At 53.3% G+C, this 24,785-nt stretch carries 23 protein-coding genes and 2 pseudogenes; 9 read left to right on the top strand and 16 right to left on the bottom strand.

Annotation, left to right across the window (positions count from 1 at the left end):
• Positions 1-17: 17 nt before the first annotated feature.
• Positions 18-758, top strand: coding sequence for a phytochelatin synthase family protein (locus BST81_RS19625; RefSeq protein WP_075600209.1), 741 nt, complete (start codon positions 18-20; stop codon positions 756-758).
• 36 nt (positions 759-794) lie between these two features.
• A complete protein-coding gene (ilvA, locus tag BST81_RS19620; protein ID WP_075600208.1) occupies positions 795-2,306 on the top strand; it encodes a threonine ammonia-lyase, biosynthetic in 1,512 nt (503 codons plus the stop codon).
• A 10-nt stretch (positions 2,307-2,316) separates the two neighbouring features.
• Here ilvA and BST81_RS19615 read toward each other — a convergent pair whose 3' ends face one another.
• Both BST81_RS19615 and BST81_RS27140 read right to left on the bottom strand, forming a co-directional pair.
• Positions 2,317-4,668: a DUF4157 domain-containing protein gene (locus BST81_RS19615; protein ID WP_075600207.1), complete on the bottom strand. Its 2,352-nt coding sequence runs from the start codon at positions 4,666-4,668 to the stop codon at positions 2,317-2,319.
• 194 nt (positions 4,669-4,862) lie between these two features.
• Positions 4,863-5,063, bottom strand: a pseudogene (locus tag BST81_RS27140) (IS1 family transposase); the annotation flags it as partial.
• A gap of 153 nt (positions 5,064-5,216) precedes the next feature.
• Between BST81_RS27140 and BST81_RS19610 the strand changes: the two are divergent.
• A complete protein-coding gene (locus BST81_RS19610) occupies positions 5,217-7,934 on the top strand; it encodes a CHAT domain-containing tetratricopeptide repeat protein (protein WP_171974806.1) in 2,718 nt (905 codons plus the stop codon).
• A gap of 148 nt (positions 7,935-8,082) precedes the next feature.
• On the opposite strand, the gene BST81_RS19605 is transcribed toward BST81_RS19610, so the two are convergent.
• Both BST81_RS19605 and BST81_RS28560 read right to left on the bottom strand, forming a co-directional pair.
• Positions 8,083-9,093: a DUF4157 domain-containing protein gene (locus tag BST81_RS19605; RefSeq protein WP_075600205.1), complete on the bottom strand. Its 1,011-nt coding sequence runs from the start codon at positions 9,091-9,093 to the stop codon at positions 8,083-8,085.
• Between the two features lie 80 nt (positions 9,094-9,173).
• Positions 9,174-9,692, bottom strand: coding sequence for a hypothetical protein (locus tag BST81_RS28560; protein WP_075600204.1), 519 nt, complete (start codon positions 9,690-9,692; stop codon positions 9,174-9,176).
• A 328-nt stretch (positions 9,693-10,020) separates the two neighbouring features.
• Between BST81_RS28560 and BST81_RS19595 the strand changes: the two genes are divergently transcribed.
• A complete protein-coding gene (locus BST81_RS19595) occupies positions 10,021-10,344 on the top strand; it encodes a DnaJ domain-containing protein (RefSeq protein WP_075600203.1) in 324 nt (107 codons plus the stop codon).
• Positions 10,345-10,351: 7 nt separating this feature from the next.
• Here BST81_RS19595 and BST81_RS19590 read toward each other — a convergent pair whose 3' ends face one another.
• The 10 genes from BST81_RS19590 to BST81_RS19545 form a co-directional block, all read right to left on the bottom strand.
• The gene (locus BST81_RS19590) at positions 10,352-12,343 is read right to left on the bottom strand and encodes an ATP-binding protein (protein WP_075600202.1); all 1,992 of its coding nucleotides are present in this window, start codon (positions 12,341-12,343) and stop codon (positions 10,352-10,354) included.
• A 185-nt stretch (positions 12,344-12,528) separates the two neighbouring features.
• Positions 12,529-13,794, bottom strand: coding sequence for a DUF4255 domain-containing protein (locus BST81_RS19585; protein WP_075600201.1), 1,266 nt, complete (start codon positions 13,792-13,794; stop codon positions 12,529-12,531).
• Between the two features lie 2 nt (positions 13,795-13,796).
• Positions 13,797-14,486 carry a response regulator transcription factor gene (locus BST81_RS19580; protein WP_075600302.1) on the bottom strand — a complete coding sequence of 230 codons (690 nt, stop codon included), beginning with the start codon at positions 14,484-14,486 and terminating at the stop codon, positions 13,797-13,799.
• 47 nt (positions 14,487-14,533) lie between these two features.
• On the bottom strand, positions 14,534-15,757 hold the full coding sequence (locus BST81_RS19575) for a HAMP domain-containing sensor histidine kinase (RefSeq protein WP_083636957.1): 1,224 nt from the start codon (positions 15,755-15,757) through the stop codon (positions 14,534-14,536).
• A gap of 320 nt (positions 15,758-16,077) precedes the next feature.
• Positions 16,078-16,410: a hypothetical protein gene (locus tag BST81_RS19570; RefSeq protein WP_075600200.1), complete on the bottom strand. Its 333-nt coding sequence runs from the start codon at positions 16,408-16,410 to the stop codon at positions 16,078-16,080.
• A 13-nt stretch (positions 16,411-16,423) separates the two neighbouring features.
• On the bottom strand, positions 16,424-16,933 hold the full coding sequence (locus BST81_RS19565) for a phage tail protein (protein ID WP_075600199.1): 510 nt from the start codon (positions 16,931-16,933) through the stop codon (positions 16,424-16,426).
• A gap of 9 nt (positions 16,934-16,942) precedes the next feature.
• Complete coding sequence (locus BST81_RS19560; RefSeq protein ID WP_075600198.1) at positions 16,943-17,482, bottom strand: phage tail protein; 540 nt, start codon at positions 17,480-17,482, stop codon at positions 16,943-16,945.
• A 26-nt stretch (positions 17,483-17,508) separates the two neighbouring features.
• Positions 17,509-18,081 (bottom strand): phage tail protein, encoded by a 573-nt coding sequence (locus BST81_RS19555; protein ID WP_075600197.1) that lies wholly within the window; start codon positions 18,079-18,081, stop codon positions 17,509-17,511.
• Between the two features lie 73 nt (positions 18,082-18,154).
• Positions 18,155-19,879, bottom strand: coding sequence for a phage tail sheath C-terminal domain-containing protein (locus tag BST81_RS19550; RefSeq protein ID WP_075600196.1), 1,725 nt, complete (start codon positions 19,877-19,879; stop codon positions 18,155-18,157).
• Positions 19,880-20,040: 161 nt separating this feature from the next.
• Positions 20,041-20,586: a Pvc16 family protein gene (locus BST81_RS19545; protein WP_075600195.1), complete on the bottom strand. Its 546-nt coding sequence runs from the start codon at positions 20,584-20,586 to the stop codon at positions 20,041-20,043.
• Between the two features lie 343 nt (positions 20,587-20,929).
• Here BST81_RS19545 and BST81_RS19540 point away from each other — a divergent pair, with 343 nt between their 5' ends.
• Together BST81_RS19540 and BST81_RS29295 are read left to right on the top strand one after the other, a co-directional pair.
• The gene (locus BST81_RS19540; RefSeq protein ID WP_075600194.1) at positions 20,930-21,307 is read left to right on the top strand and encodes a hypothetical protein; all 378 of its coding nucleotides are present in this window, start codon (positions 20,930-20,932) and stop codon (positions 21,305-21,307) included.
• Entirely contained in the window at positions 21,250-21,447 is a 198-nt protein-coding gene (locus tag BST81_RS29295; RefSeq protein WP_075600193.1) for a DUF6760 family protein, read from the top strand. Before BST81_RS19540 ends, BST81_RS29295 begins: the two co-directional genes overlap by 58 nt.
• Here BST81_RS29295 and BST81_RS19530 read toward each other — a convergent pair.
• Together BST81_RS19530 and BST81_RS19525 are read right to left on the bottom strand one after the other, a co-directional pair.
• Complete coding sequence (locus tag BST81_RS19530) at positions 21,429-22,160, bottom strand: MotA/TolQ/ExbB proton channel family protein (protein WP_075600192.1); 732 nt, start codon at positions 22,158-22,160, stop codon at positions 21,429-21,431. The two genes, BST81_RS29295 and BST81_RS19530, sit on opposite strands and share 19 nt — an antisense overlap.
• A gap of 280 nt (positions 22,161-22,440) precedes the next feature.
• Positions 22,441-22,905 (bottom strand): hypothetical protein, encoded by a 465-nt coding sequence (locus BST81_RS19525; RefSeq protein WP_143780425.1) that lies wholly within the window; start codon positions 22,903-22,905, stop codon positions 22,441-22,443.
• 72 nt (positions 22,906-22,977) lie between these two features.
• Here BST81_RS19525 and BST81_RS19520 point away from each other — a divergent pair, with 72 nt between their 5' ends.
• From BST81_RS19520 to BST81_RS28940, 3 genes and pseudogenes are all read left to right on the top strand, one after another.
• Complete coding sequence (locus BST81_RS19520; RefSeq protein ID WP_075600190.1) at positions 22,978-23,883, top strand: ADP-ribosylglycohydrolase family protein; 906 nt, start codon at positions 22,978-22,980, stop codon at positions 23,881-23,883.
• 43 nt (positions 23,884-23,926) lie between these two features.
• Complete coding sequence (locus BST81_RS19515) at positions 23,927-24,580, top strand: DUF2301 domain-containing membrane protein (protein ID WP_075600189.1); 654 nt, start codon at positions 23,927-23,929, stop codon at positions 24,578-24,580.
• Positions 24,581-24,607: 27 nt separating this feature from the next.
• Positions 24,608-24,785 (top strand): annotated as a pseudogene (locus BST81_RS28940) (IS1 family transposase); the annotation flags it as partial.

The raw sequence follows: 24,785 nt of genomic DNA, 5'->3' as shown, positions 1-24,785 counted from the left end.
AGTTAAGGGATATTTCTATGAGGCATAAAACCTTCCAACCGACGGTAACTTTTTCACGCTGGCTGATCGTAGCCCTGGGGATGGTGGGTGGCATGGCGATCTCCCAACCCCTGGCCCTTCCACCCGCCCTGATTGCCTTCAACTCCCCCAAAGGTGAAGAACTCTTCCTCAAAAGCAACGCCAGAGACGACTATTGGAACCTCAGTATCCAGTTTGTTACTCAAATCAATCAGGCTTACTGTGGCGTAGCCAGCATGGTCATGGTGCTCAACAGTCTGGGGATTCCAGCCCCTACCGCTTCACAATATCAACCCTATCGCACCTTTACCCAGGAGAATTTCTTCGACAATCCGGCCACCCAGCAGGTGCTCAGCCCCAATGTGGTGCGGCGTCAGGGCATGACGTTGGAGGAACTGGGGAAATTGCTGGGCAGCTATCCGGTCACTGTGCAGGTTTACCATAGTGCCGACAGCAGCCTGGAGGAATTTCGCCGTCTGGCGGTGAAGAATCTCAGCCAGCCTGGAAATTTCGTGCTTGTCAACTATCTTCGCAGCAAAATTGGGCAGGAACGGGGCGGGCACATTTCTCCCCTAGCCGCCTATAACCGGGAAAGCGATCGCTTCCTGATTCTGGATGTGGCCCGGTACAAGTATCCGCCGGTCTGGGTATCCGCGCAGGATCTCTGGCAGGCCATGGCCACCACCGATCCTACGGCGGGCAAAACTCGGGGTTTTGTTCTGGTCAGCCGACGCCAGTAAAATTATCTTTTACCCGCATTCCTCCCCCCAACATCCATGCTCTGCGACTATCTGCAACTGATCCTGACGGCCCGCGTCTACGATGTGGCCCAGGAAACCCCCCTGGAAGTGGCTCCCAACCTGTCCGCCCGGCTGAATAACCGGCTGCTCCTGAAGCGGGAAGATCTCCAATCCGTCTTTTCATTCAAGCTGCGAGGAGCCTACAACAAAATGGCTCACCTGTCCCTGGACCTGTTGCACCAGGGGGTGATCGCTGCCTCGGCGGGTAACCATGCCCAGGGCGTAGCGCTGGGGGCTCGACGGTTGGGTACCCAGGCCATCATCGTTATGCCTGTGACCACGCCCCAGGTGAAGGTAGATGCGGTCAAGGCCAGGGGAGGAGAGGTCATTCTCCACGGCGACACCTACGACGATGCCTATGCCTATGCCCGTCAATTGGAAGCTGAGAAAGGGATGACTTTTATCCATCCTTTTGATGACCCCTATGTGATTGCTGGCCAGGGCACGATCGGCATGGAGATTCTGCGGCAGTATCAGCAGCCCATCCATGCCATTTTTGTGGCGATCGGGGGTGGGGGGTTGATCTCTGGAATTGCGGCCTACATCAAGCGGTTGCGGCCCGAAATCAAGATCATTGGCGTGGAGCCTGTGGATGCCGACGCCATGGCCCAATCCCTCAAAGCAGGCGAACGAGTGCGCCTCTCCCAGGTGGGACTCTTCGCCGATGGGGTGGCGGTGCGGCAGGTGGGGGAAGAAACCTTCCGGCTCTGTCAGGAATATGTGGATGAGGTGATGCTGGTGGATACGGATGCCACCTGTGCTGCGATCAAGGACGTGTTTGAAGACACCCGATCGATCCTGGAACCTGCCGGAGCCTTGGCGATCGCCGCTGCCAAAGCCTATGTGGAGCGGGAGCAAATCCAGGGCAAGACCTTGATTGCTGTGGCCTGTGGGGCCAACATGAACTTCGATCGGCTCCGCTTTGTGGCCGAGCGGGCCGAACTGGGGGAACGGCGAGAAGCCATCTTTGCGGTCACGATTCCAGAGGAGCGGGGCAGTCTGCGGCGCTTCTGTGAATGCATGGGCCGCCGTAACCTGACGGAATTTAACTATCGAATTGCGGACGATCGGGAGGCGCACATTTTTGTCGGGGTCCAGATCGAAAATCGGGCTGATGGGGCCAGGATGGCTGAAAGTTTTGAAACCTGTGGCTTCAAAACCCTGGATTTGACCGATGATGAGCTGGCTAAGTTGCACCTGCGGCACATGGTCGGTGGCCGATCGCCCCTGGCCCAGAATGAGTTGCTCTATCGGTTTGAGTTTCCAGAACGACCGGGGGCACTGATGAAATTCGTCGGCTCCATGAGTCCCGACTGGAATATCAGCCTGTTCCACTACCGCAATAATGGCTCTGACTATGGCCGGATTGTGGTGGGAATGCAGGTGCCTCCCCATGAGATGGCCGAGTGGCAGACGTTTCTGGATAGCCTGGGCTACCATTACTGGGATGAGAGCCAGAACCCGGCTTACAAACTATTTCTGGGTTAGCTGACCTATCCTATGGAACCAGGCTCCCTGGCAACTGGGGATCATGGGCAACAACATAGTCGGTCATTTGGGCAAAGGTCTTATAGTCAAAGATTCTGCTCATCGGATCATTAATCGCAAATACCTTGACCCCATTCCGCAGAATTGCCTTCATATATAAGCTATGGCCCCCGACCAGACTGTTACAACTGAAGGGGGTGCCACCGGCTTTATAGAGATTCGTCCAGAATTGGTTCAACCTGACATGATTCGGCCCCAGGGGATTCAGGGAGGTATCTGCTCCACCCGGAGATGCGTCAATGCTCTGATCGGTCATGTTAGCATAGGCACCAGCATCCGGTCCCTCTAGCCGCTTGGTTGTGCGGGTGTTAGGGAGGAAGGGGTTTACCGTCAGACCTGCAAGGATCGCGATCGGCACACTACCGTAGTAATGATCTTTCGCATATTTCTTGGAGAGCTGGGGGATCTCTGAAGGGCTATCCCAGTTCACCACGCCCCCCAGTTTTTGCATCACCCGACTCCAATCCTGTTTCAGTTCTTTTAACTTGGCATAATCAAAATTATTGCCCTGCAGCATCGCCTGAGCCTGGGCCTCAATATTATTGAAGACTTGAGCGGCTTCTGCGGTGCGCTTCAGCACCAGTTGCTGCACTGTTTGCCGGTAGGTGAGATGCTTGTTCTGCTGGGCCGGTGTCGCATTGCCAATCTGTCCATTCAAATGTTGGACCAGATTGCGCCCAATTTTGAGCAAGACGGCGATGGAGGAAGCTCGGGAGGCCATATCCGTGTTCTTAGCACTGATCGGGCAGGTATTCAGGAAATATTGCTCATCTGCTCCATTCGAGGCAAACATGACTTCGGCAATATGGGGACTGGCCAGAATATCCTGGAACAGTTGGTCATTCTGCATGTCTCGCTGCACCTGCGCCCTGGCATTCACCAGGGAGAGCTTCAGCATTCGTTCCGTAATCGTATCGTGTTGATCCAGATCTAGATTCTGAAGTTCATCTGACTGATGAATGTCTTTGTTGTGTGGATCTAATAGTTGCTGGTTAATACTCCGCAGAACATCAATAGTTTTTGTGGGATTCAAGATTTCAATGGCATAGCGGGAATAGCCGGAAAAATTACCCAATAATTTGCGCTGCTTCTCTTTGGAGGGAATTAAACCACTGAAAACCAGCACATCCGTAATCATTTCTCTGGCTCTATCTGCATCTTGTTGATTCACATTTCCGACAGGAGCAAGTTTCAGATTGATCGATTGCAGTTGGCCCCGTAAATCTGGGAACCCAAACAGGGTGCTGGAATAATTTTCCAGGCGATAGTTGGTTACCCCCTCTGCTGCCAGGGCTCCTGTTAATTGACCAATTCGGGCTTTGACTGCCTGCCTGGTCAGAGCCACATGCGGATACGTCTGCATGAAAGCGTCATAACTGGCCAAAAACTCATTTCTCACCTTCCGAATTGAGAACCTTGGTTTTTGGACCAGCCGCTTTTCCAGGGCCTCACGGGCAGCCTGGGGCAGGTTCGGATCGGCCAGGTGGGTTTCCATCTGGCGGGCCGTCAGATTCTTGGTATCGACCTGGGTGCCATTGGCGAGGGTGATGAGCTTCCGCTGTACCATCCCCCCACCTGTGGGCGGCGACTGATTTTGCTGCACCACATGGGTTAGCTCATGGGCCAGCAGTTCCTGGCCACTGCGGCTATGGGGCTGATAAGCGCCCTGGCGAAAGAAAATATCCTGTCCTGTGGTCAGGGCTTGGGCTTGTACCGATCGATTCACCTGATCAGCCCTGGCATCCTGGTGGACTCTCACACCCTGAAAATCGCTTCCAAATGCCCTTTCCATCGATCGGCGGACTGGACGTGCGATCGGTTCTCCTCCCTGGCGAGCCTGCTGTAGAGAAGATTCCAGACGGGAGGAGGGGGCTGTGGGCAATTCCTGCGCCACACCTGTACCTTGCAGTGCTGGGATGGAAGTTGCCGGTTTGCGTTGCAGAGAAGCCCCTTGCTGATTTTGCTGCACCTGGGGGGTCTGGATCTGTTGGACCACTTGCTGGGCCACCCGATCGGCCTCCCGTTCAGAAGCATGGTCCGATGGCCCGATCGTCAGCTTGGCCTGCACCCCTGCTGCTTGGGAGCCATCAGGACGATCCACTGAAATTCTGGCCAGACTGTGGCCAAACTGGGAGGCCCCAGAAATACGCCTTTGCAGCGAAGATGTGCCCTGTGCCGCTGGAGCCTGAACCACAAAGGGACGGGGGGCAAACTGGGAAGTTGCGGGTGGCGTCTGGAGGCTCCAAAGGTCAGATTTCTGATCGGCCTGGAGGGTCGTTCTACGGCGCTTCCGGTTGGACATACTAACAAACTGCGCTCCAACTAACTTGGAATTGGAAGCCCACTGTCAATCCTTGGATCAACAACAAGGATCTAGATAAACGAAGCAGAAAGCATTGCGGTCTGTCTGCTGTATTTGGGTTGCTATGCCGCTTTATTTTTTGTGGGGGCGCAGCCGACACCTATCTGTCAGTTTTCAAAGTCAGGACTGGTCTTTTAAGGGAGGATAGCAGTAAACCCTCTTTGAGTCAGGAGTTCATGCATCGATAACGAACGATCGCAAAACCCCGTTGCCATTGCTGGAGTGGTGCTTTTGACTAGCCCCCAGTGGGGACGCACCCAATTATGGATCAGTCGTTGCACCTCCAAAACTCGTTGTAATCCCTTTACACACTTGGTGTAGAGGTTCTGTCGTCTATCAGCAGTAGCGCAAGCATGGTCAAAGTGACCGTTCCCCAATCATCCTTTGTTATCCTGCGGAATCTTGGATAAGATGATTTGACGTTGGACATGCGTTCAAGTCCGTGCAATCTGGCATTCAGTATCAATTATTTCCCCAATCAATATCCAATGAAACTAAATATAGGACGTTCTGTTCTGCTCCTCTCCGTTTTACTAGGGCAGGTGATCGCTAGCATTCCAGGTCAAGCACAAGTTACCATGCCCTCTGCCCAACAGGTTGAGCAGTTCCAGAAGGATGGAGCACAAAGATATCTTGCGATCTATGAACAGATGCTAGAATCGGCCCGTCAGAGGGGAAGTCAGGCAGAGGTGATGGGAATTCTAACCCAGGCTGCTCTATCCTTTCAAACATTGGGCAATCATCGACGGGCTTTAGAGTTGGCTCAACAGGCATTGGACATTGCACGAGCCCAGAAAAATCAGCAAGCAGAGGCTGGCATTCTTGCCGTTATGTCTATTTCCGCGACAGCTTTGGGGTTGGACGATGGGACTGGAACGGGGTTTGCTCGACAGCAACTCCAACAAGTGCAGTCTCAGAGCGATCGTCTGAGTCAGGTTCCTGTGCTGCTGCAACTGATGGATCAGTATCGCAACACCTATGATGTGTTAAAAGCGATCGAAACGGCTACAACGCTCACCAGTCTGGCACAAGACCTGAATAATCCGGCTTTGGAGATGAAAGCATTAGAAATTGAAGCTTGGGCTTATAGTCGGATGGGTAATTATCCACAAGCGATTCAAACGCTCAAGCAACAGCTCGCCCTTTTTAAAAAGACCGGAATAGTGCCTGGCCTGCCAGCACCAGTTCCATCAAGTATTCCAGGCTTTGATCGCGCTGCAAAATTTGCTGATCAGGCTGCTCGTCATCGCTACTTGCGTCAGATCCTCTCAGGTATTGCTGAGGCTACCTATCTTCAGCAAGGGACGCCTCAACCTGCGATCACGTTGTATGAACAACAATACACAATGCTGGATAATGATGCAGCCCGAGCTTACACCCTGAACGACTTAGCTTACCTCTATGCTGCGGCGGGCGATGCTCAGAAGCCAGCCCAGCTACTAGAACAGGCTCTAAAGGTGCTGCAATCAACCCAGGATGAATACCTCAGCAATCTGGTCAAGTCCTATGGCGTCGCCAATCTAGTCCTACAGGAATTAAGCCGAGCCTATGCCTTAAAGGGTGACTATACCAGAGCGATCGAAGTTCAACGCCAAGTTTTGCAAAGCTATCCTCCTAATCAATCACTCTGGTTGGGCAACAGATTTGCAGGTCTAGCGAACTTGGGCATACTCCTGCTTCGGACGCAGCAATTTTCAGCAGCAAAAACAACATTCACTGAGGCTATAGAAACATTTAAACAATATTCTGCTGAAAGAGTTGCTCCTGGTCAGACTGCTTGTCTCTTTGGGGGATTTAATCAGGATACCTGTAAGCTAAGCCAAGCTCAACAACTGGATGACCTCTATCGGAATCTGCAACTGGTTTTAGTCGAGTTAAATCAACCCGAGCAGGCTCTAGAAGTTGCTGAGACCAGTAGAGCTGTCGCGATTGTCGAGTTGTTAAATCAAAAGTTGCAGGGGACTTCTCAAGTCCTTCCCGTGCAGGCGCTTAACCTGGCCCAAATTCAGCAAGTAGCTCGTACTCAAAAAGCTACGCTAGTCCAATACTCTGTGTTCTACCGCGAGGGTAGAAGTGCTGGGCTTAACTCCTTGGCCTCCATGCATCTAGGCACAACAACTCCCCAGGCCACAGATTTGTTGATTTGGGTCATCCAACCGACGGGTCAAATCGCCTTCCGACGGGTCAATCTTAGTACCCTCAAGACTCCACTCAGCCAGCTAGTTCAGGTGACTCGAGACTCGATCGGGGTCAGAGGTCGGGGGTTCACCTATCAAGAGGATGTTGCACTGGCCAGTTCGATCGGAACTCAGGCAGCAACCAACCAACAGTTGCGTCAATTGCATCAAGTATTAATTCAACCCATTGCAGAACTATTACCTGATAATCCCGAAGCACCAGTCATCTTTATTCCACAGGATGAACTGTTTCTCGTCCCCTTTGCGGCATTGCAGGATACCCGCAACAAATATTTGATCGAACAGCATACGATCCTTATGGCTCCCTCAATCCAGGTTCTGGACCTTCTACAACAGCCTAAGCGATCAGGTAGCGAAGCAACAGATGTATTGGTAGTTGGCAATCCCACGATGCCCCGTTTGCAATTGGAATTAGGCAAACCTGCTCAACAATTGGCGGCGTTACCTGGGTCAGAACAGGAAGCCCAGACGATCGCTAAGCTATTGAAGACTCAGGCTCTGATTGGTCCACAAGCCACAGAAGCTGAAGTGAAGCGCCGGATGCCTACAGCTCGTATTATTCACCTGGCAACCCACGGCCTCCTGGATAGCTTTACCGAGTTTCGAGGGGCAACGGACTATTTAAGTAATTTTTATCAAGGGGCCTTGGCTCTGGCTCCTACGGGTCAGGAGGATGGATTACTGCGGATGTCAGAACTCCAGACTCTGCAATTAAAAGCAGAGCTAGTTGTTTTAAGTGCTTGCGATACTGGGCGAGGGAACCTGACCAGTGATGGTGTCTTTGGCTTATCTCGATCGTTTCTGGCAGCTGGTGCGACCCATTTAATTGTTTCCCTTTGGAAAGTCCCAGATGGTCCGACTTTTGAACTCATGACGGAGTTTTATCAGAGCTGGCAGCGCCACCCCAGTAAAGCTCAGGCTCTGCGGCAGGCAATGTTAACAACCATGAAAAGTTATCCCGACCCCAAAGCTTGGGCCGCTTTTACACTCATTGGACCAGCCAATTAATAAGATGGCCCATAACTCGAAACCCAGTATAACTCTCCTTCCCCGGTCCTGCGGGCCACCCTTCCCCAGAGAGGAACAATTGCTGGGGCCGATCTGGGACAGGGACAACGCTCGATCGCACGGACCTTGATACTCGATCTAGGGTGTACTACCTCGGAGCACCGCCGCCAGCACCGCCAGCACCGCCGCCGCCAAAGACCCCACCGATCACCTGTTGCAGGATCGGCTGCAGCATCGGTTGAATCATCGGCATCAGCATGGGCAATAACATCGGCAGGAAGAACTGCACCGGTTGGGTACTATTCTGAATCGGCTCAGTCGGCTTTCGCTGCGTCATCCCTCTGGCCATGAAGGGAGAGCCGGGAACCATGGCCTGTTCTCCCCGAGCGGCCCTTGCTCCCATATCATCCGCTTCCCGCTCCAGGGCTGGGTCAGCGTTGATTGGGGCTCCTTTGCTTTGGGTCGGCACGGGAACCCGTCCAGCCCGTTGCTGCACCACATGGGTCAACTCATGGCCCAGCAGGGCCTGCCCCGATTGGCTATGGGGGTTATACTGCCCCGGGGCAAAGTGGATCTGGTTGCCCTGGGTAAATGCTAGGGCTCCGATCGCCTTGGCTTGGGGACTCTCCTGAATGCTGACATCCGAAAAATCGGTGCCGAAGGACCCTTCCATCTTGGTCTTAACTGCTGGGGGGAGAGAGGCAGTGCTTCCGGCCTTCCGCTGAATCTTAGCCCCTGGATCAGCCTTCATCTGAGCCTCTTCCTTTTCTTCTTCAGCTCCCTCTTCAGCGCGCTGAATCGATGGGCTGTTGCTACCCGTGGCACCGTCACCCCGTTTTTGTTGCACGAGGGGATGGAGTACCCGTTCAGCCTTCATTTGAGCGCCTTCTTCCTCTTCTCCCTCCTGCTCCTCCCGTTGGACCACCACCTGGGACTTGGTCTGTACGGTTGTAGCCGCAGGGGCAGTGGCATGCACCTGCACCCGGCTGAGGTTGTGACCAAACCGTTCCGCCTTGCTCAACTGCGTTTTCAGGTCCGGTTGCTGCTTGTCACTTTCTGCCTTCGTCTGGGTTGCGAAAGGCCGACTTTCAAAGCCATTGTGCAGCCTGGGAGCCGAACTAGCCGAAAGCTTCTTGTGGGTATGCAGGTGAGTGTCCATAGGTTGAGTCCTTCACGCAGAGGGGAGTTTAAAGTTGCAGGCAATTACAGAGTCTTCAGGGTGATTGATTCAGGCTTAACTTATCGCGAAGTACCGCCGGGGCCGCCACCGCCGCCGCCGCCGCCGCCACCGCCGCTATCGACACCACCGCCACCGCCGCCACCGCCGCCGCCACTGTCGGGGAATAGCAGCTTGAGAATCTTAGGCAGAATGGCTCCTAAGATCATGCCGATAAAGAACCCCTGGATGGGTTGCTGGTCTGACTTGAATTGTCTCTGTTCAGATTCCTCATCCCGTTTTCGCTCCTCCTCGACAACCTGACGCTGAACGTAGATGTGAGCATTGGAACGGGAAATAGGCCGACGTTGAATGGCTGCCGGAGCAGAGGGATAAATCTGGACCTGATTCAGATTATGACCAAACCGGGTGGCCCGATCGATCTGGGCCTGCAGACTGAGGGGTTTCTGCTGACGAACTGCTTTCTGCAGAGGTTTCCCCTGCAACGGGACGGTTACAGGCCGGGACGACAACTTCCCCTGAATCGGTGGGGCGATCGCAATCCCAGGGGACTTCTTCGGGGTGTGGACCTGGTGACCCATAATCAATACTGTGTCAGCACTATGTCAGCACTATGTAAACTGGACACCCGCAGGGGCTCTGTGTAGAAACAGAGTTACCTTATATTACCCTAGACCTTGAAAAGGGATTTTATTGTTTAGAAACTTGTGTAACCTCTGCAGCAAGCACATCAACGCCTGTTGAAAGCTTCTGTTCAGGCAGGCTGATCTGTTCTTCCATGCTTTTCCGCCTCCAGTCAGGTGGGCTGAAGCCGACAACTCTTCCCCCCGATCGAGGTTGTAACTGGCATCCACTCGATAGCCTGAGGACAGTTAGTTCTGTTTTTCAGTAGGCCAAAACTTTAGTGCTATGGGAATCGCAAACTTAAATCTCAAAACTTGCTATGCGCTCCTGGATGTTGATCCAGCCGCATCTCAGCAAGAAATTAAGACTGCTTATCGGCAACTGGTTTATCAATACCATCCTGATCTCAATCCCGATCGAGGTAATGCAGAGATCCGGCTTAAGGAAATCAACGCAGCCTATGCCCGGATTTGTGAAAGACTTGCCCAGAAGACGCCTCCAGGTGTGCCCTCCCGTCCCGATCAACGGCAACAGCAGGACGAAGCGCCGGATAATGGGATGTACGATAGTTTTGTTTATGCCATCACGGGCAGGTTTGAACTGCTATAGTGTCCGATTAAACCCACCCGTGAATTTCAGAATCAGTTAAGGGACGTTCCAGCTTCACGTACTCACTTTTGGCGGATGCCAGCAGATGCTTCATGGTAACCGATTCATTGGCGTCAGCAGCCAGAAAGGCTGCGTTGAGGGCAATGTTGCGGATATTGCCACCGGATACGTTGAGTTGGCCCAGCTTCTCTGGAACAATGCCATGGGTAGGGGTGCCTTTTGGGAAAACCCGCCGCCAGATTTCGGTGCGCTGGGCCACATCCGGGAAGGGAAACTGCACGACAAAGCGAATCCGGCGCAGGAATGCCTGATCCAGAGCACTTTTTAGGTTTGTGGTCAAAATGGATAGACCCCGATAAGCCTCCATTCGTTGCAGCAAATAACTGACTTCGACGTTGGCGTGGCGATCGTGGGAATCCTTCACTTCGCTGCGTTTACCGAACAACGCATCGGCTTCATCAAACAGCAAGATCACCCCACCCAATTCGGCGGCATCAAACACCCGCCGCAGGTTTTTCTCCGTTTCCCCGATATATTTGCTGATCACAGCACTCAGATCAATCCGATATAGATCCAGCCGCAGTTCCTTGGCCAGCACTTCTGCCGCCATCGTCTTGCCGGTGCCGCTGGCTCCAGCAAACAGGCCACTGATGCCCAGTCCCCGCCCGGATTTTCCCCCAAATCCCCAGTGTTCATACACCCTGGCTCGCTGTCGCACATGGGCTGAAATTTCCCGCAGGGTCTGCAACTGGATTTCCGGCAGCACCAGATCATCCCAGAGGGCCATCGATTCGATTCGTTGAGCCAGATCATCCAGCCGAGGACGAGCTTGAGAACGGCAGGCATCCCAGAGGAGGAGCTCAATCTCACCTGGTTTGAGGGTTCCCCCATCGTCCTGGTTCGCCCGCACTTTGACCTGGGCACAGGCAGCCTGAATCACAGGGGGGCTGAGGCTGAACTGAGACACGAGGGATTCAACATAGCCATTCAGGTAGGCGGTCATGTTGCCCAGGGCTGCCTGCCAGACTCCGTACTGTTCACTGGAAGTGGGCCGGAGTACATCAAAAGCCAGGAGCGATCGCAACCGCACCCGCCGCCGATCGGGACTAGTGATGATGACCAACCCGTGCAGACTCTCACTCAGATAGGTGATGGCCCCTTCCCGTACCGTGTCAGCGGCATCCAGATCATCACAGTCGATCAGCAGAACGCTGTTGCCCAACAGGGCTTCCCGTTCCCAGAGGGATTTGAACTGGGTCAGGTCACTGGGATTGGTCGGGATGGCATAGGCTGAGATGGCGTAGAGATAAACCCCTAAGAAGTGACAAGCCATGGCCGCGATCGCCCGCTTACTGGAGGCTTCATGGCCGCACAACTGCAAAATCGGTAGGGACTGAATATCTTCCACCCCGTCTACTGACCAGGCTGCGACGATCTGCTGTGCCAGTTCCCAGTGGGACATGACCAGATTTTCAGTTGATTCTACCCGATCGATCATTCCCAGGAGGCGATCGTCCACATGATAAACCCCGACCAGGTAATGCAAGATCCGCTCATCAATCCGCAGGGGGCTGAGGGTGAGGGAGGTGCCACTGCCCAGTTCAATCAACCGCCAGCGGCGCAAGGGGGCATCGGGAGCCAGAGCGCTCCAGTGGGCTCCTGGCAAGACTGCTAGTGCCAGACTGAAGGTGGGAGTGGTACGCTGACCATCACTTTGGGCTGCAGCACAGAGGGGCGCAAAACTAGCATCCAGTTCTACCCCGGCACAGAGTAGCAGGATGTCGCGCTCAAAGGCGCTTAACCCCATCAGGGAGCAGATCTGTTCCATGGCGGGTGGTGCCCCAGATTCCCAATCCAGATCTTCGCCATTGTCCTGGGAGGCGATCGTCTCCCGGTTCAACAACTCCGGATCCGCATGACTGATCAGCCGGTTCCGAACCCGATTGATCCCAGCCATCAGGTAGGCGTAGTTGATCTCTTGCCAGATGTCATTAGTCATGGGTCATTAGTCATTAGGCTAATCCCCTTGGCCCGTAGGATCGGGGTAGGTTTGGGTAGGTCAGGCATTGCATGCAACGCCTGTACGAGGGTGTATCCCCTCTGGGGAGGGGTGGCCCGCAGGGCCGGGGTGGGTTGGAGAGATAGATCCCTGAATGTCAGTCCTATTATTCAACCAATGACAAATTATCCACCAATCACCACCCTAGGACTGATATAGCGATTAAAAGTGGGACTACCGGGATTGGTGTCGTAGTCCAACAGGCTTTCTGCCCCATCGACCTGGACCCGAACCAGATAGTCTCCTGCTTTTAAGCGATCGACTGGAATCGTCACCGTTAGGCCATCGGCATTGCGCCGGGTCGCCTTGAACAAACTCGCACTGGGATTGTCCGTAGACCATTCATTCAGCACCAGAACCACAATTTGGTCAGCCCTGATCGGTAAATTGAAGGTTATGGTCACAAGGGCTGCATAGGTGCCAGGCCCATCTCTTCGGCTGTCGGTAGCTGTAACCTCTGTAATGGTCGGTCGCAGCACAAAGGGAGCCAGGTTGGACTCAATCCCCCGGTAGGGACCGGGAACCTGTTGGCGGGCTCCAGGATGAACCACCTGCAGACTCTGTACTCCGGGGTGTAAAGCGCCCTGGGGTACAGAGGCCAGCGAGAAAACGATGCGATGATCGCTGACCTGTTCGGGTTCCAGTTCCAGATTGCCAATCCGAATCAACGTTAGATTGCTGTGTAAGTTGCGGCCCAGGATCAGCAGGGTGGTATTGGCCAGAATAGGTTGCAGGGGGCCAGCTTGGGCCATGACTCGTTCGATCGCGAGCTGCTGGAAGGGCATCACCAGGGGACGCCGCTCCCGCACGGGTAGGGCCAGTTGACCGGGCTCCTCACCCTCAAGCAGCACCACTGTGGCCTTATAGGTGGCTGACAGCGAGTAGGGGGTCTGGAAAAAGACTGACCAGATCTTGGATAAATTTTCGACTGAAATCTCTGTGGCCACAATCCGAATCGGTTCCATCTGGTCGGCCAGGTCGGATTCAGCCAGATAGGCCATGGCTGGGTCGTTGAGAGTGTCCCGAATCATGTCTGGGGTGATGGTCAGGACATCCTGGAGCTTCCCGACCACACTGCCCAACAGACGTTGGGGTTCCAATTCATTTTCATTACCGTGGAAACTCAGCAAGAATTGTAAGTCAACGGCTGCCTGAGTTCGCTTGACCAACTCGCCCCGGGGTCTGCGTCCGATCGGATCATTGCTGCGATAAGCCGGGTTAGGGGTCACCAGGTAGAGATAAATATTCACACCAGGTTCGGTCAGGCCACTCTCCAACATATTGGGCCGCATGGTCGTGACTCTGGCCCCATACACATCGTCTTGAATGGCGCTCTGCAGAATCCGTTGCAGGGTGGCCGTCACCGCAGCGACCGCAAGGTGATTACTCATAATTAACTATTGACTAATCCCAGTTTGAGAGCTTTGATAATGGCCTGAGTTCGGCTTGTCACAGATAGTTTGTTAAAAATAGAGGTCAGATGGGCTTTTACAGTGGCCACCGTAATATAAAGGTGTTCGGCGATCGCCTCATTGGAAGCTCCCTGAATCAGCCAATTGAGCACCTGCTGTTCCCGTTCTGTGAGGTCGAATTTCTGGCAGATGGCCAGCGATCGGCCTGCATAAAAATGGAATAGCCGGAAGAAGCAGGTTGCCACTTCTGGGGAGAGATAAACCTGATCATTCAGAACCGTATTCAGGGCTGTACAGAGTTGGGTGGCCAGATTGTCTTTGAAGACGTAGCCACTGGCTCCCGCCTGCATGGCCCGGAAAACCCATTCATCTTCCCGATGGGCAGATAAAACTAAGACTTTCCCTCTATAGGCCATCTCCCGCAGATGATGAAGGACTGTAATACCATCTTCTGTCAACAGTTCTAAATCCAGAACGATTAACCCTGGGTGCTGCTCTGCCACTAGCTTGATGGCCTGACTGGCATCAGCGGCCTCACCCACCACCTCAAAAGTGAAGGGGCTGTTGGCGGAGTAGAAGCCCAAGAGGGTGCGAATCCCCTGTCGTAGACGAGGTTCATCGTCCACCAGCAAGACAGAAACAGGTTGTTGAGCGGAAGCAACAGATGACATTTGCAAGGTGTAAATTGCAGATTTCTCAGGCTGAATTGAAAAGAACATCAAAGCGGCAGTTCTGATGATTGGGCTATCCCTGCTTCTATCCTGCGGGGAAGGGCGAAGGAGAACCCGGCACCACCGCCAGGAAGGTTTTGTGCCCAGATCCTGCCCTGGTGATCCAGGATAATCTTCTGCGAAATGGAAAGCCCTAGCCCTGTTCCACCGGGACGGCGGGAATAGAAGGGTGTAAAGATTTGGCTCAGGTCTATCTCTGAAAGCCCCGGTCCCTGGTCTCGGACTTCTATCAGAACTTCATGACGAAACACCTGCCACTGACAGGTAATCGTTCCCCGGACCGGGCTGAAGTGAACGGCATTGCTAATCAAATTAATCAGAACTTGTTTCAGTTGCCAGAAATCTCCATAGAGGAGGACAGACTCTGAGGATTGGGCAATCTGCAGATGTTTTTCCGCCAGCCAGGGATGCAAATGGTGAATAGCGTCTGCCAGAATCGTGCGTAGATCGTAGTGCTCGGCACGCAGACGGGCCTGTTGCCCGCAGCTAGAGACCTCTTTCAGGCATAAGCTAATTTCTTCTGTGGCTTCTCGAATCAGGGAAGCCTGCGATCGCAGGTCCCCTTCCGGCAGACTCATTTCTAAGGTGGTGCTATAAAGCCCCATCAGGGCCAAGGGATTGCGGAGTTGATGGTCTGCTTTCTGAATCACCTGTTCCAGCAACTCAACCTTGGATTGTTGACGACAACATTCGCGGTAAAGGTTGAGAGAGTGGGCCATTAACTGAGCATGCAGTTCGACCGAATGTTGTTGGCTGGGAGTCAGAGGCTCAGCGACCCAGAGCAACCAGTATTCTGCCCCTGTTTCTTGTTGCTGGATCGGGCAAATATAGACATGCTCTTCACTCGGAAGGAGCAATTTACTGAGGTTCAAGGTAGGCAGCGCTGGGAACCACCAATCTTCTGAGGAGAGATAATTGAGAAAGGCTACCTGATCAGCATCTGCGACAGTCGGAAGCTTGTACTGTACGGATTGACGATGGTTGGTCAGAGGATTCCAGTAGGTCAACCAGGTTGCCAGCGCCGAAATCTGCTGAATCAGTTGAGTTGGGAGTTGCTGGATGAATTGTTGGAGTTGTAACTGGCAAAAGGATTTCCGATCGATCGGGTCCAATTTTCTGGCGATAGAAATGACATCAGCCATTTTCGGATGGGGAATCTTCAGAGAGCCTGGATGTCTCTCTGTTGCTGCTTCAGATACATAAAAATTCATGGCCTTCAGCACTCCAGGTTAAGGTTAGCAAGCAGAATGATCTGCTGGTAGAAAGCAACCTGCTAGCGAATGAGATGAGGAAAAATAGCTCCTACAAAAGTAAAGCATCAGACCCCAAGAGTTTAGTAGAAATCATTAGTAGTTCTTAATATCATTCGCAACTGGATTTATCCGAAGGTCTGCGGAGAGTCTGCGGAGTGCCCTGAGCCTGTCAATCCCCTAACAGCAAAGGTGAGGAAATTGTGAGAATGACAAGATTATTAATATCGAGATAGCTGAGTCAGGTGATCCGACTGCGGTGACTCGATCGTTTCACACCCTCATTCCTCCGAATTAAGTGCAGCTTGGGGTGCACCATTCTCCGGGTCCAGATCGTTAATGTGGCGGTAAAACTGCTGCAGATAATTGAGGTCACAGGCGAAAAATCCTTCGACTACAGCAGGATTAATTTCTTCCAGTGCTCCCAGGCAGGTAATGACGCGGGCAAGAATGATGATCGTGGCGTAGGCAGGGTTGGCCTTGACCCTGGGATCCCGCAGCGGGACGATTTCATCCAGAGCCGTAGACAGGCGCATGATACCCCGACGGTGGAGATTGCCGTCCTGATCCAGGTATCCCTTGGGCAGGGTGAATTCGAACTCAGTTTGTATCATCGACGTTGACCCATTACGTGGTGCGCTTCAGGTCCTCTACTGCAATCTCCAGCTCTTCGATCGCCATCTCTCCCTGGGATACATTGCTGCCTGCAAAACTGTAGCTAATTGGCCAGGCCCGTGAAAATTGAAACCGAGCCCCTTCCGTACCACTTTGAGTATAAATAACCAGGGAACCTTCTTTACGCTGGGTGCTCCACTGGCCATCATGAACCGATTGTAGCCAGGTCCAGAACATGTTGGAATTGGTCAACATGCCCCGACGCAGGGTAATATTCCCCACCTTGAAGGAACCGGGAATTTTACTTCGAACAATTAGACCCTGCGTCGCTTTGCCTTGACCTTTCAGGGGAGCCACTTCTGCGACCTCAATCAAGTCCACACTGTATTTAATACCCTTACATTCCATGAAATAGGCATCTGGCATATCACTCTGAGTCACCTTCAACTCCACGTAAAAACGGGATGTTGTGAGAATTTCAGGAAGTGTGCCAGTACCAGTTTTAGGGGGAGGTTTGGGCATGGCCTCAGGTTATGTGGTGGGGATATTGGCGCGAATTAACCCAGCGTGGGCAATCTCGATCGTTTCCTTAAACAGATCGCCAGAATCAGCCGCCACTTTCGTCGTTTTATATTTTGCTGGAATTGCATCCCGGACATTCCAACGGGCTCCCTCGGTGCCATCCTGGTTGTAGAACACCAGAGAACAGGCCAGACGCTGTTGCATCTGCTTCCTAGGTCCCCCATCCCGAGGCTTGGGATGGCATCGGATGTACCACTCCAACAGCACGTTATTGTCCTGCGTGGAGATAAATTCCAAGGTGAGATTTTCAGTGCTGACCCCAGTCGGTGTGGCCTGGGTTTGGCTGATTGCCCCAGCACCACCCACATTTTTTGTGGAGCCGATCGGTTTCGTTTGTTCTGTGGTCTCAATCACAATGCTGATACCACTGGCCTTGGAAATCAGCAGTTTGGTCATCCCATCAACTTCAAAGTAGAAGCGACTGAAGGTTAGATACTCAATCGCACTTCTGCGGGTCTGGAAGTTTAACCCAAAGGCGGCATTAACCATAGTTCAATCCTGTAGATACCTTATGTCTAGTAAGCGTTCGAGCTGTTAATCACAACCGCCGTGCTCTTCGTAACGGCCCCAGTTGTGACAGCCTGAATTTGCGTCACCTTATCAATGTGTTCTGCCACGAATTCGTAGGTTTCTACCGCGAGGTCTCCACCTGTGACATCGGCTGCGGAAATCGAATACTTCTTGATCCAGGCCCGATCGAGGTTCCAGCGTAGAATTTCCGTCTTACCGTCCGCATCATAGACTGAGACAGAAGCGGCCTTCCGATTACCGGCCCAGTTTCCCTGACCGCCATCACTGGCAGGCAGGCAGGCTTGAAACCACTTGTACAGCTTGTAACTGGCGCTGGCCGAATTGGCACTCATGTAAACTTCGATCGTCATCGTTGGGTTGGTTTCGTACCCACCGGAAGTTGTCTGCCGTTCAGTGATCACCCCTGCAGTTCCCTTCGTAGAGGCGATGGCCTTTTTATTACCGGCCACTTTGGCTTCATAGCTGATCTCGTTCATGCTCTTGATCTGCATCTGAGTCAGACCATCAAACTCGATGTAGTAGGTACTGGTTCCTGTAGTAAAGGCTGGTTTTGTCATAATCTCTTACTCCGTTGATAAATTGGGCCTCATCATGAGGGACGGGAGGGCTTCCCGTCCCTGCAAGCAATGATTAACCCTCTCCGCCTTCGTCCTGGCCAGTCCATTGGCTGACTCGGAAGATGACAAATTCAGCGGGCCGTACTGGGCAGACCCCAACCTCTACATACAGCCGACCCAGGATCATGGTGTCGGGTGTGTTCAACTCTTCGTCGCACTTCACATAAAAGGCTTGGGAAGGCGACGATCCATACAAGGCCCCTTCACGCCACAGCCCGGTGAGGAAGTTGTTCACCGTCCGTTTGACCCGCTCCCACAGATCCTGATCGTTGGGCTCGAAAACCGCCCATTGGGTGCCCAGTTCGATTGACTTTTCGATGTAGCTGATCAAACGACGCACGCTGATGTAGCGCCATTCCGTAATATCCGGTTCCACCAGGGTCCGGGCTCCCCAGACGCGGATGCCTCGACCGGGGAAAGGTCGGATGCAGTTGATGCCGATCGGGTTCAGAAGTTCCTGTTCCCGGAAGTTACAATCGTAGGCCAGACCTGAGACGCCCCGGGGCACTTCATTGGCCGGAGCTTTGTAAACCCCCCGGGTTTCATCAGTGCGGCACCAGATCCCGGCCATGTGCCCAGCAGGGGGTACCAGAATTGGCTTACCAGCATTGCGGGGATTGGGCACCTGGATCCAGGGGTAATAAAGGGCGGCGAACATGGAGCGCCGGTTGAATTCTTCCATCAGCCAGCGGCTGACATCCTGGGGTTTGACCCGATCGGGGGGCGTATCCAAAATTACCATTCGGTTGGGAGGGTTGGGGATATCCCCGGAGGCAGCACCCTCGCAAAGACTGACCATCAGTTCCATAATGCCGTGAACCTGATCCAGGTTCATCAGGCTGGCCTCATAGGCCCGCATCAGGTCGGGACAGGCGAGAATGGTGATCTCATCAATCTCGAACAGACCCCGGATACCAGTGCGATCGTCGCGATTGCCCTGCACTTCCCGGGGGAATTGGGCCTGGTTGGGGGCAACAGGCGGAGGGCTGACCTCGTATTGACCATTGGCCGGACGGCGGCTCAGAGGGCGTCCCACGGTGGGGTCAATATGCAACACTTCGACAAACTGGGAAGCCTGCACAGCCGTGACAACATAGTCCGCTAAAGCGGCATCTGCATTGGGATCCATGGTCAGGTGTTCAAATCGCTCCAGTTCTTCGCTGCCTTGACGTATGGCTACACTGAAGTATTCGCCCGTATCTGCGGGGGGCTCGGCGTCGGCATCCGCTGGGGGCTTGGGGGTACTTTCCCGAATTTGTATCGTTACAGACCCACCAGCTACGGTCAGGCTACTGGCCTGAGGCGCGATCGCCCCCCGACCCCGACGGGGAGCGGGGGCTGGTTCCTGGGTCCGTAGGGAAAACCGCAGGCTGGGACGATTACCACGGCTGTTGACCTGGGTGCCCGCTGCCTGGGGAGAAACTGGGGTACCTGGCAACTGAGTGCCAATGCTCATGACCCAACAGCGTCCACCCCCATTCAGGAACCAACCATTGACTGCAAAGGGCAGATAGGCGTTGAAGTCGGTGTAACCGTCGGACATGGGGCGGCTGAAGTACTGCAGGTACTGATCCCAGCTAGTGACAAGCATGGGCTTAAACAGTTCTGCCCCACCGCGAACATCTTCCGTAAACCCCATAAACCCGGCAACAGCGGTGGGCACACCCTCGATCGGGCGACTCCCCCGCTGGACCTCTTCAACGTAAACCCCAGGAGCAAAGTAATCTAATCTCGCCATGACCTAATTTCCTGTACGAGTAAACTGACAAAATGGGAATTGGCTAAGCCAGCCATTGCATGGATGCTCAATGGGCAGGCGGTAAAGATGGGCTGTAAGAATTCAGGTAAAAACTGACAAAAATTTAAAGAGCGCTTTAAAGACAGAGTTTTAAAATCCGATCAGGCATTTGAGCAGGTAACGCTTGGGCTGATCTCCTCAAATGCAATTGGTTTCCGTTCTGAGAACACAGGGATAGAAACAGTGACATAGAGGGCGGGACGCAGGGGGACTCCGAGGGAAGTCCATAACATCACGGGATTGATCGCAGGTTGCAAAGAAATCACCAGCGGTAAATCTCCATGCCCACGCAATTCAGGGGCCAGCATTTCCTCAGGCAAGGAAGGATGGCCCACCAGAGAGGTCAGAGCCTCAGACAACAATTGCTGTTCCCCTAACACCGTGTAGTCCCAGGCGCTCACTAAAAAAGACACATCAAACCACTGGAGTAAGTACTGCTCATTAGTAAGCTGTGTTTTCTCGATAGATGGCACCAGGGATTCAGCGTGGACCTGCGAACTCTTGCAAACGTCGTAGCAGTAAAGAGTCAGCCCCGACCTGCCAGTTACTCTTGGGCCAGGAGGGTTCAGATCAATGTGTTCTGTACTGCTCAATGAAGTGCCCTTAGCCAGAATATTGGCCAGAGTCCGAGCAACAGCAGGAATCATGGAACGGGTCTGTAGGCTTTACAAGAGTCCAGCTTAGGGATGCAAATGCAGGTTAGTTATTAGACCTAAGTCGAGATTTTCTCATCCTGAAAGCAATCACCATGGTGTTTAGACCAGGGATGGAGGGGGCACGCCTTTGGATGAGACCACTTCCCTGCAGTAAATTGTCTGCACCCCGGCAGGTTTCCCTGAGATCGGTGCAGGTCAGAAAAGCAATGGAATGACTGTACGATGGGTTAGATCGGTACCCGGTTTGGTATCAGGCCCGATCAAGGCTCTCGCAGAGAGGCTATGGGAATGCATCCGAATTCCCTAATTTTGCAGTTTGCCATGAATAGCTCCCATGTCTACCGTTTTTCCCCCCACAGAATTTGAATTCACCCTGCCCAAAGGACTGGTTGATCCAACTGGCATCCTCCACCGCCAGGGGAAAATGCGTCTCGCCACAGCCAGGGATGAAATCCTGGTTCAGAAGTATCCTCAGGCACAGGAGAATCCTGCCTATGCGGTGCTGGTGCTTCTGTCCAATGTCATTACTCAACTGGGAACGTTGTCTGAGGTGACGCCCGATATGCTGGAAAACCTCTTTACGCTTGATCTGGCCTATCTGCGGGAATTTTACAACCGCATCAACCATGAAGGGGATGTGCATATTCCCGTCCAATGTCCCCAGTGCCAGACGGCCTTTCGGGTGGAGCTGACCCTATCGGGGGAGTTTTAGGCTACCCCCCAGAACAGCTACGGCGGGAGGTAGCCTTAATTGCCTATCACTTTCACTGGTCCCTGACCGAAATCCTCAACCTGGAACATGGGGAGCGCCGTCAGTGGGTCCAGACAATCGATCAAATCCGGGAGAGTTGATCCGATTCCGATCGGGAAATTCCTATCTCTGCGGATATCATCGCCGGGGGCTTTTCATGAAAGGCTGGTTCGTACCAGAACTGACGGTAAATCAGCTCTAGCTTGCCCCCCACTTTGGTGAAATAGTCTACCTGCCGGGTTTGCATATTCATGAAGAGGCGTAGCACCCCCAGGGCCATAATTGCGACAATCATCCCCCCAGCGGTGGTAATTAGGGCTTCTGAAATCCCCGCAGCAGCCTTGGATAGGTCTACCTTGGCAGCAGCCTCGGCGCTGCCACCAATATTAAGATTACTAAAGGTCAGGATCAGCCCGGTAACCGTTCCCAGTAATCCCAGCAACGGTGCCAGGCCGATCGTACTCTCCAGAAAAGCATTGCCCCGCCGCATCAGGGCAAACTCCTCATCGGCTGTTGTTTCCAGGGCTAGTCGAAAGGTTTCCGGGGTGGGCCAACGCAATTGTAACGGAGCCAGCAGGAAGCGACCGATCGGGAGATGTTGTGCCCGCTCTGCGATCTTTGCTGCCTCCTGCAAATCAGTTCTGGCTGCGGCGACCACATCATGAACGATTCGATCTTCCTGGCTCATCAAGGAATACCAGAACCAGCCCCGCTCCATAGCGCAGGCCAAAGTACCGATTGAGAGGGCTATGATCGGAATCATAACCACTCCACCCTTAGCAACCAGATGGAATAGCGTGGAGGAAGAAATCATAAGACTCCTGATAATTAACCCCTTACCAAAATCCTAAGCAGAAAAGAGCATTCTCAATGATTCGACTTGCTGATGCTTGGGATTGAAGAAAACCATACTTTCCAATTCGGCGTTGCTGAATAGAAGGATGATTTTCGTGCTTGAGCCTTATGCAGCCCTCTCCCTAGCCCTCTCCCAAAGGAGAGGGAACAAGAGTTTTAGCTCCCTTCTCCTGCGGGAGAAGGGCTGGGGATGAGGGTAATTCATATTTGCATTCAGCAAAGCCTCCAATTCGAGCTGCTTAATTTGAGCGAGTAGAAGTGGTTTCAGTCATAATGATTCTGAAGCTGCGCTCCAATTTGCTCCCGGCTGAATCTGCTGCCAGAACCAATGGTTTCGTTAACCGGGTCTGCTTGGCCTGGAGTAAGCGATTCCAGAGCAGGATGAGGGCCTGGTCCTCACCGGTCACCTGCAGGGCCTGATGGGTCCTCGGCTTCCCCAAAGGGTATAGCCGTTTTCCAACTTCTTCCCCGACAAAAACCCGTGGTGCTGCTCCCCCCATACAGGTTTCAAAAGCCTGTCGGAGATCCGCTTTTCCGGCTTTAAAGACTGTTTCCCAGGAGCCACTGGCCAGGATTTGTGGTGTGGTTTCATGATAGGAGCAAGTGAGCCTGACCTGTTTACTAGCGGCGATCGCAGGCAATATTCCCAGACTGGCAGTCAGGAAGGCAGCCATACCCGCTATGGGAGGGAGGAATCCAGCCATAATGATTCTGTCGGGTAAGGGTGGATGTCATGAATTCTTGCATACTTCTTACAGGTTCGATGCTCAGCCCCTATGAATCAAACTGAACGGTTTCGCGGATGTCTGTTAGGACTGGCTACCGGGGATGCTGTGGGCACAACCGTTGAGTTTCAGCCTCGGGGTTCATTCCCTCCAGTCACGGATATGGTGGGGGGGGGGCCCTTTAACCTCAAACCGGGGCAATGGACCGACGACACCTCAATGGCCTTGTGTCTGGCGACCAGTCTGATCACAATGGGAACCTTTGATCCTATTGATCAGATGAATCGCTACTGTGGCTGGTACGAACGGGGGGATCTGAGCAGTACGGGAACCTGTTTTGATATTGGGAATACGACCCGTCAGGCCCTTGCCGATTACCAGCGATCGGGCGATCCCTTCAGGGGCTCCACCAATCCCGGTGCTGCCGGAAATGGCTGCATCATGCGGTTGGCACCCATACCTATGGGTTACTTTCCAGACCCCGATCGGGTTTTGCACTTCTCAGGGGAAAGTGCTCGCACCACCCATGGCGCGGCAGAATGCGTAGATGCCAGTCGTCTGTTTGGGGATATCCTGCGTCGAGCCCTTGCTGGAGCCGATAAATCAGACATCCTGTTTGGAAGTGACCCGACGATCGTTACATCCCCTATGATCTGGCGTCTTTTGGAAGGAACTTATCGTAGTAAGGCCCTTGCCGATATTCGCGGGACGGGATATGTGGTGCATAGTTTAGAAGCAGCACTCTGGTGTTTCTGGCAGACAGAGACTTATGCCCAGGCTATCCTCCTGGCAACCAATCTTGGCGATGATGCAGACACCACAGCCGCGATTTGTGGTCAACTGGCTGGAGCCTACTATGGTGCAGCAGGCATCCCTCCACAATGGCTCCAGCAGCTAACCATGCGAGACGAAATCACCCGCATGGCCGATCAATTACAGACCCTTGCGCCAGCTTGAAAAAATCAGCTTAGACTGATGAGTAGATTTCCGTAGAGGCAATATGGCAGATCTACAGGTACCAGAACAACAGACGTATCAAGGCCAGTTTGGTGAATTCACGATTACTGAGGACGATCGCCGGGGCGTAATCATTTATCGTGCCGGACTGATGGTTGCTGCCCTCAGCTTTGCCATCGGAACTGCTCTTATCCTCTGGCAACCTAATAACCCACTACTCCTGAGCCTCCTAACACCGCTCTACACCTGTTTCTGTGCCGCCCTGGCCGTCAGTTTATGGACCATTCATATCTATCTGGTCCCCTTGCATCGAGCCCTCCAGATTCTCTGGGTTGTTGGTGCGATCGCCTCCTTGGGCGTGGCCCATTTTAACCCCGAGCCCTTTGCCCTGACCGTTTACCAGCAACCCCTGACCCTGTTGGGAGTTGGCTTTACTTTCGCAGCGTTGACAGGGGTGTTCTTCAAAGAAGCCTTCTGTTTCGATCGACCCGAAACCAAGCTGTTAACCCCTCTGATCCCGGTTCTCCTGCTGGGCCATTTGACTGGCATCCTTTCTCCCACCCTGGAACAGATCCTTCTGGCCGTCTGGGCGGCCCTTTTTGTCCTGTTTGCACTCCGCAAAACATTTCAGGACATTCCCGCCGACATCGGTGATAAATCGGTAGTGCGTCAAACTGATGTGGGTCTGGTAGAGTAAGGAATCAACGATTCACCTACTCAAGCTATGGAATGTAAGCTCTGCGGTCATTCTAAGACTCACAAGCATGGCAAGATGCCGAATGGGCATCAACGCTACTTTTGCCTGGGGTGCCAACAAACCTTCTCAGAGAGTTTTGACACCCTCTACTACTACCGTCACGTCAGTCCAGAGCAAATTCAACAAGTCCTGCAAGCTCACAGTG

It is taken from the genome of Leptolyngbya sp. 'hensonii' (genome assembly GCF_001939115.1).
In the GTDB taxonomy this organism is placed as follows: Bacteria; Cyanobacteriota; Cyanobacteriia.
This window is presented reverse-complemented; position numbering and strand designations above follow the sequence as displayed.

What these genes read in the sequence shown, in the direction of transcription:
- BST81_RS19605 (WP_075600205.1), bottom strand. Translation starts at nt 9,093, where the DNA reads ATGGACACTCACCTGCATACCCACAAGAAGCTTTCGGCTAGTTCGGCT.
- BST81_RS19615 (WP_075600207.1), bottom strand. Translation starts at nt 4,668, where the DNA reads ATGTCCAACCGGAAGCGCCGTAGAACGACCCTCCAGGCCGATCAGAAA.
- BST81_RS19530 (WP_075600192.1), bottom strand. Translation starts at nt 22,160, where the DNA reads ATGATTTCTTCCTCCACGCTATTCCATCTGGTTGCTAAGGGTGGAGTG.
- ilvA (WP_075600208.1), top strand. Translation starts at nt 795, where the DNA reads ATGCTCTGCGACTATCTGCAACTGATCCTGACGGCCCGCGTCTACGAT.
- BST81_RS19515 (WP_075600189.1), top strand. Translation starts at nt 23,927, where the DNA reads ATGGCAGATCTACAGGTACCAGAACAACAGACGTATCAAGGCCAGTTT.
- BST81_RS19595 (WP_075600203.1), top strand. Translation starts at nt 10,021, where the DNA reads ATGGGAATCGCAAACTTAAATCTCAAAACTTGCTATGCGCTCCTGGAT.
- BST81_RS19555 (WP_075600197.1), bottom strand. Translation starts at nt 18,081, where the DNA reads ATGACAAAACCAGCCTTTACTACAGGAACCAGTACCTACTACATCGAG.
- BST81_RS19525 (WP_143780425.1), bottom strand. Translation starts at nt 22,905, where the DNA reads ATGGCTGGATTCCTCCCTCCCATAGCGGGTATGGCTGCCTTCCTGACT.
- BST81_RS19545 (WP_075600195.1), bottom strand. Translation starts at nt 20,586, where the DNA reads ATGATTCCTGCTGTTGCTCGGACTCTGGCCAATATTCTGGCTAAGGGC.
- BST81_RS19625 (WP_075600209.1), top strand. Translation starts at nt 18, where the DNA reads ATGAGGCATAAAACCTTCCAACCGACGGTAACTTTTTCACGCTGGCTG.
- BST81_RS19575 (WP_083636957.1), bottom strand. Translation starts at nt 15,757, where the DNA reads ATGAATTTTTATGTATCTGAAGCAGCAACAGAGAGACATCCAGGCTCT.
- BST81_RS19570 (WP_075600200.1), bottom strand. Translation starts at nt 16,410, where the DNA reads ATGATACAAACTGAGTTCGAATTCACCCTGCCCAAGGGATACCTGGAT.
- BST81_RS19580 (WP_075600302.1), bottom strand. Translation starts at nt 14,486, where the DNA reads ATGTCATCTGTTGCTTCCGCTCAACAACCTGTTTCTGTCTTGCTGGTG.
- BST81_RS19585 (WP_075600201.1), bottom strand. Translation starts at nt 13,794, where the DNA reads ATGAGTAATCACCTTGCGGTCGCTGCGGTGACGGCCACCCTGCAACGG.
- BST81_RS19520 (WP_075600190.1), top strand. Translation starts at nt 22,978, where the DNA reads ATGAATCAAACTGAACGGTTTCGCGGATGTCTGTTAGGACTGGCTACC.
- BST81_RS19540 (WP_075600194.1), top strand. Translation starts at nt 20,930, where the DNA reads ATGTCTACCGTTTTTCCCCCCACAGAATTTGAATTCACCCTGCCCAAA.
- BST81_RS28560 (WP_075600204.1), bottom strand. Translation starts at nt 9,692, where the DNA reads ATGGGTCACCAGGTCCACACCCCGAAGAAGTCCCCTGGGATTGCGATC.
- BST81_RS19610 (WP_171974806.1), top strand. Translation starts at nt 5,217, where the DNA reads ATGAAACTAAATATAGGACGTTCTGTTCTGCTCCTCTCCGTTTTACTA.
- BST81_RS19565 (WP_075600199.1), bottom strand. Translation starts at nt 16,933, where the DNA reads ATGCCCAAACCTCCCCCTAAAACTGGTACTGGCACACTTCCTGAAATT.
- BST81_RS29295 (WP_075600193.1), top strand. Translation starts at nt 21,250, where the DNA reads ATGTCCCCAGTGCCAGACGGCCTTTCGGGTGGAGCTGACCCTATCGGG.
- BST81_RS19560 (WP_075600198.1), bottom strand. Translation starts at nt 17,482, where the DNA reads ATGGTTAATGCCGCCTTTGGGTTAAACTTCCAGACCCGCAGAAGTGCG.
- BST81_RS19590 (WP_075600202.1), bottom strand. Translation starts at nt 12,343, where the DNA reads ATGACTAATGACATCTGGCAAGAGATCAACTACGCCTACCTGATGGCT.
- BST81_RS19550 (WP_075600196.1), bottom strand. Translation starts at nt 19,879, where the DNA reads ATGGCGAGATTAGATTACTTTGCTCCTGGGGTTTACGTTGAAGAGGTC.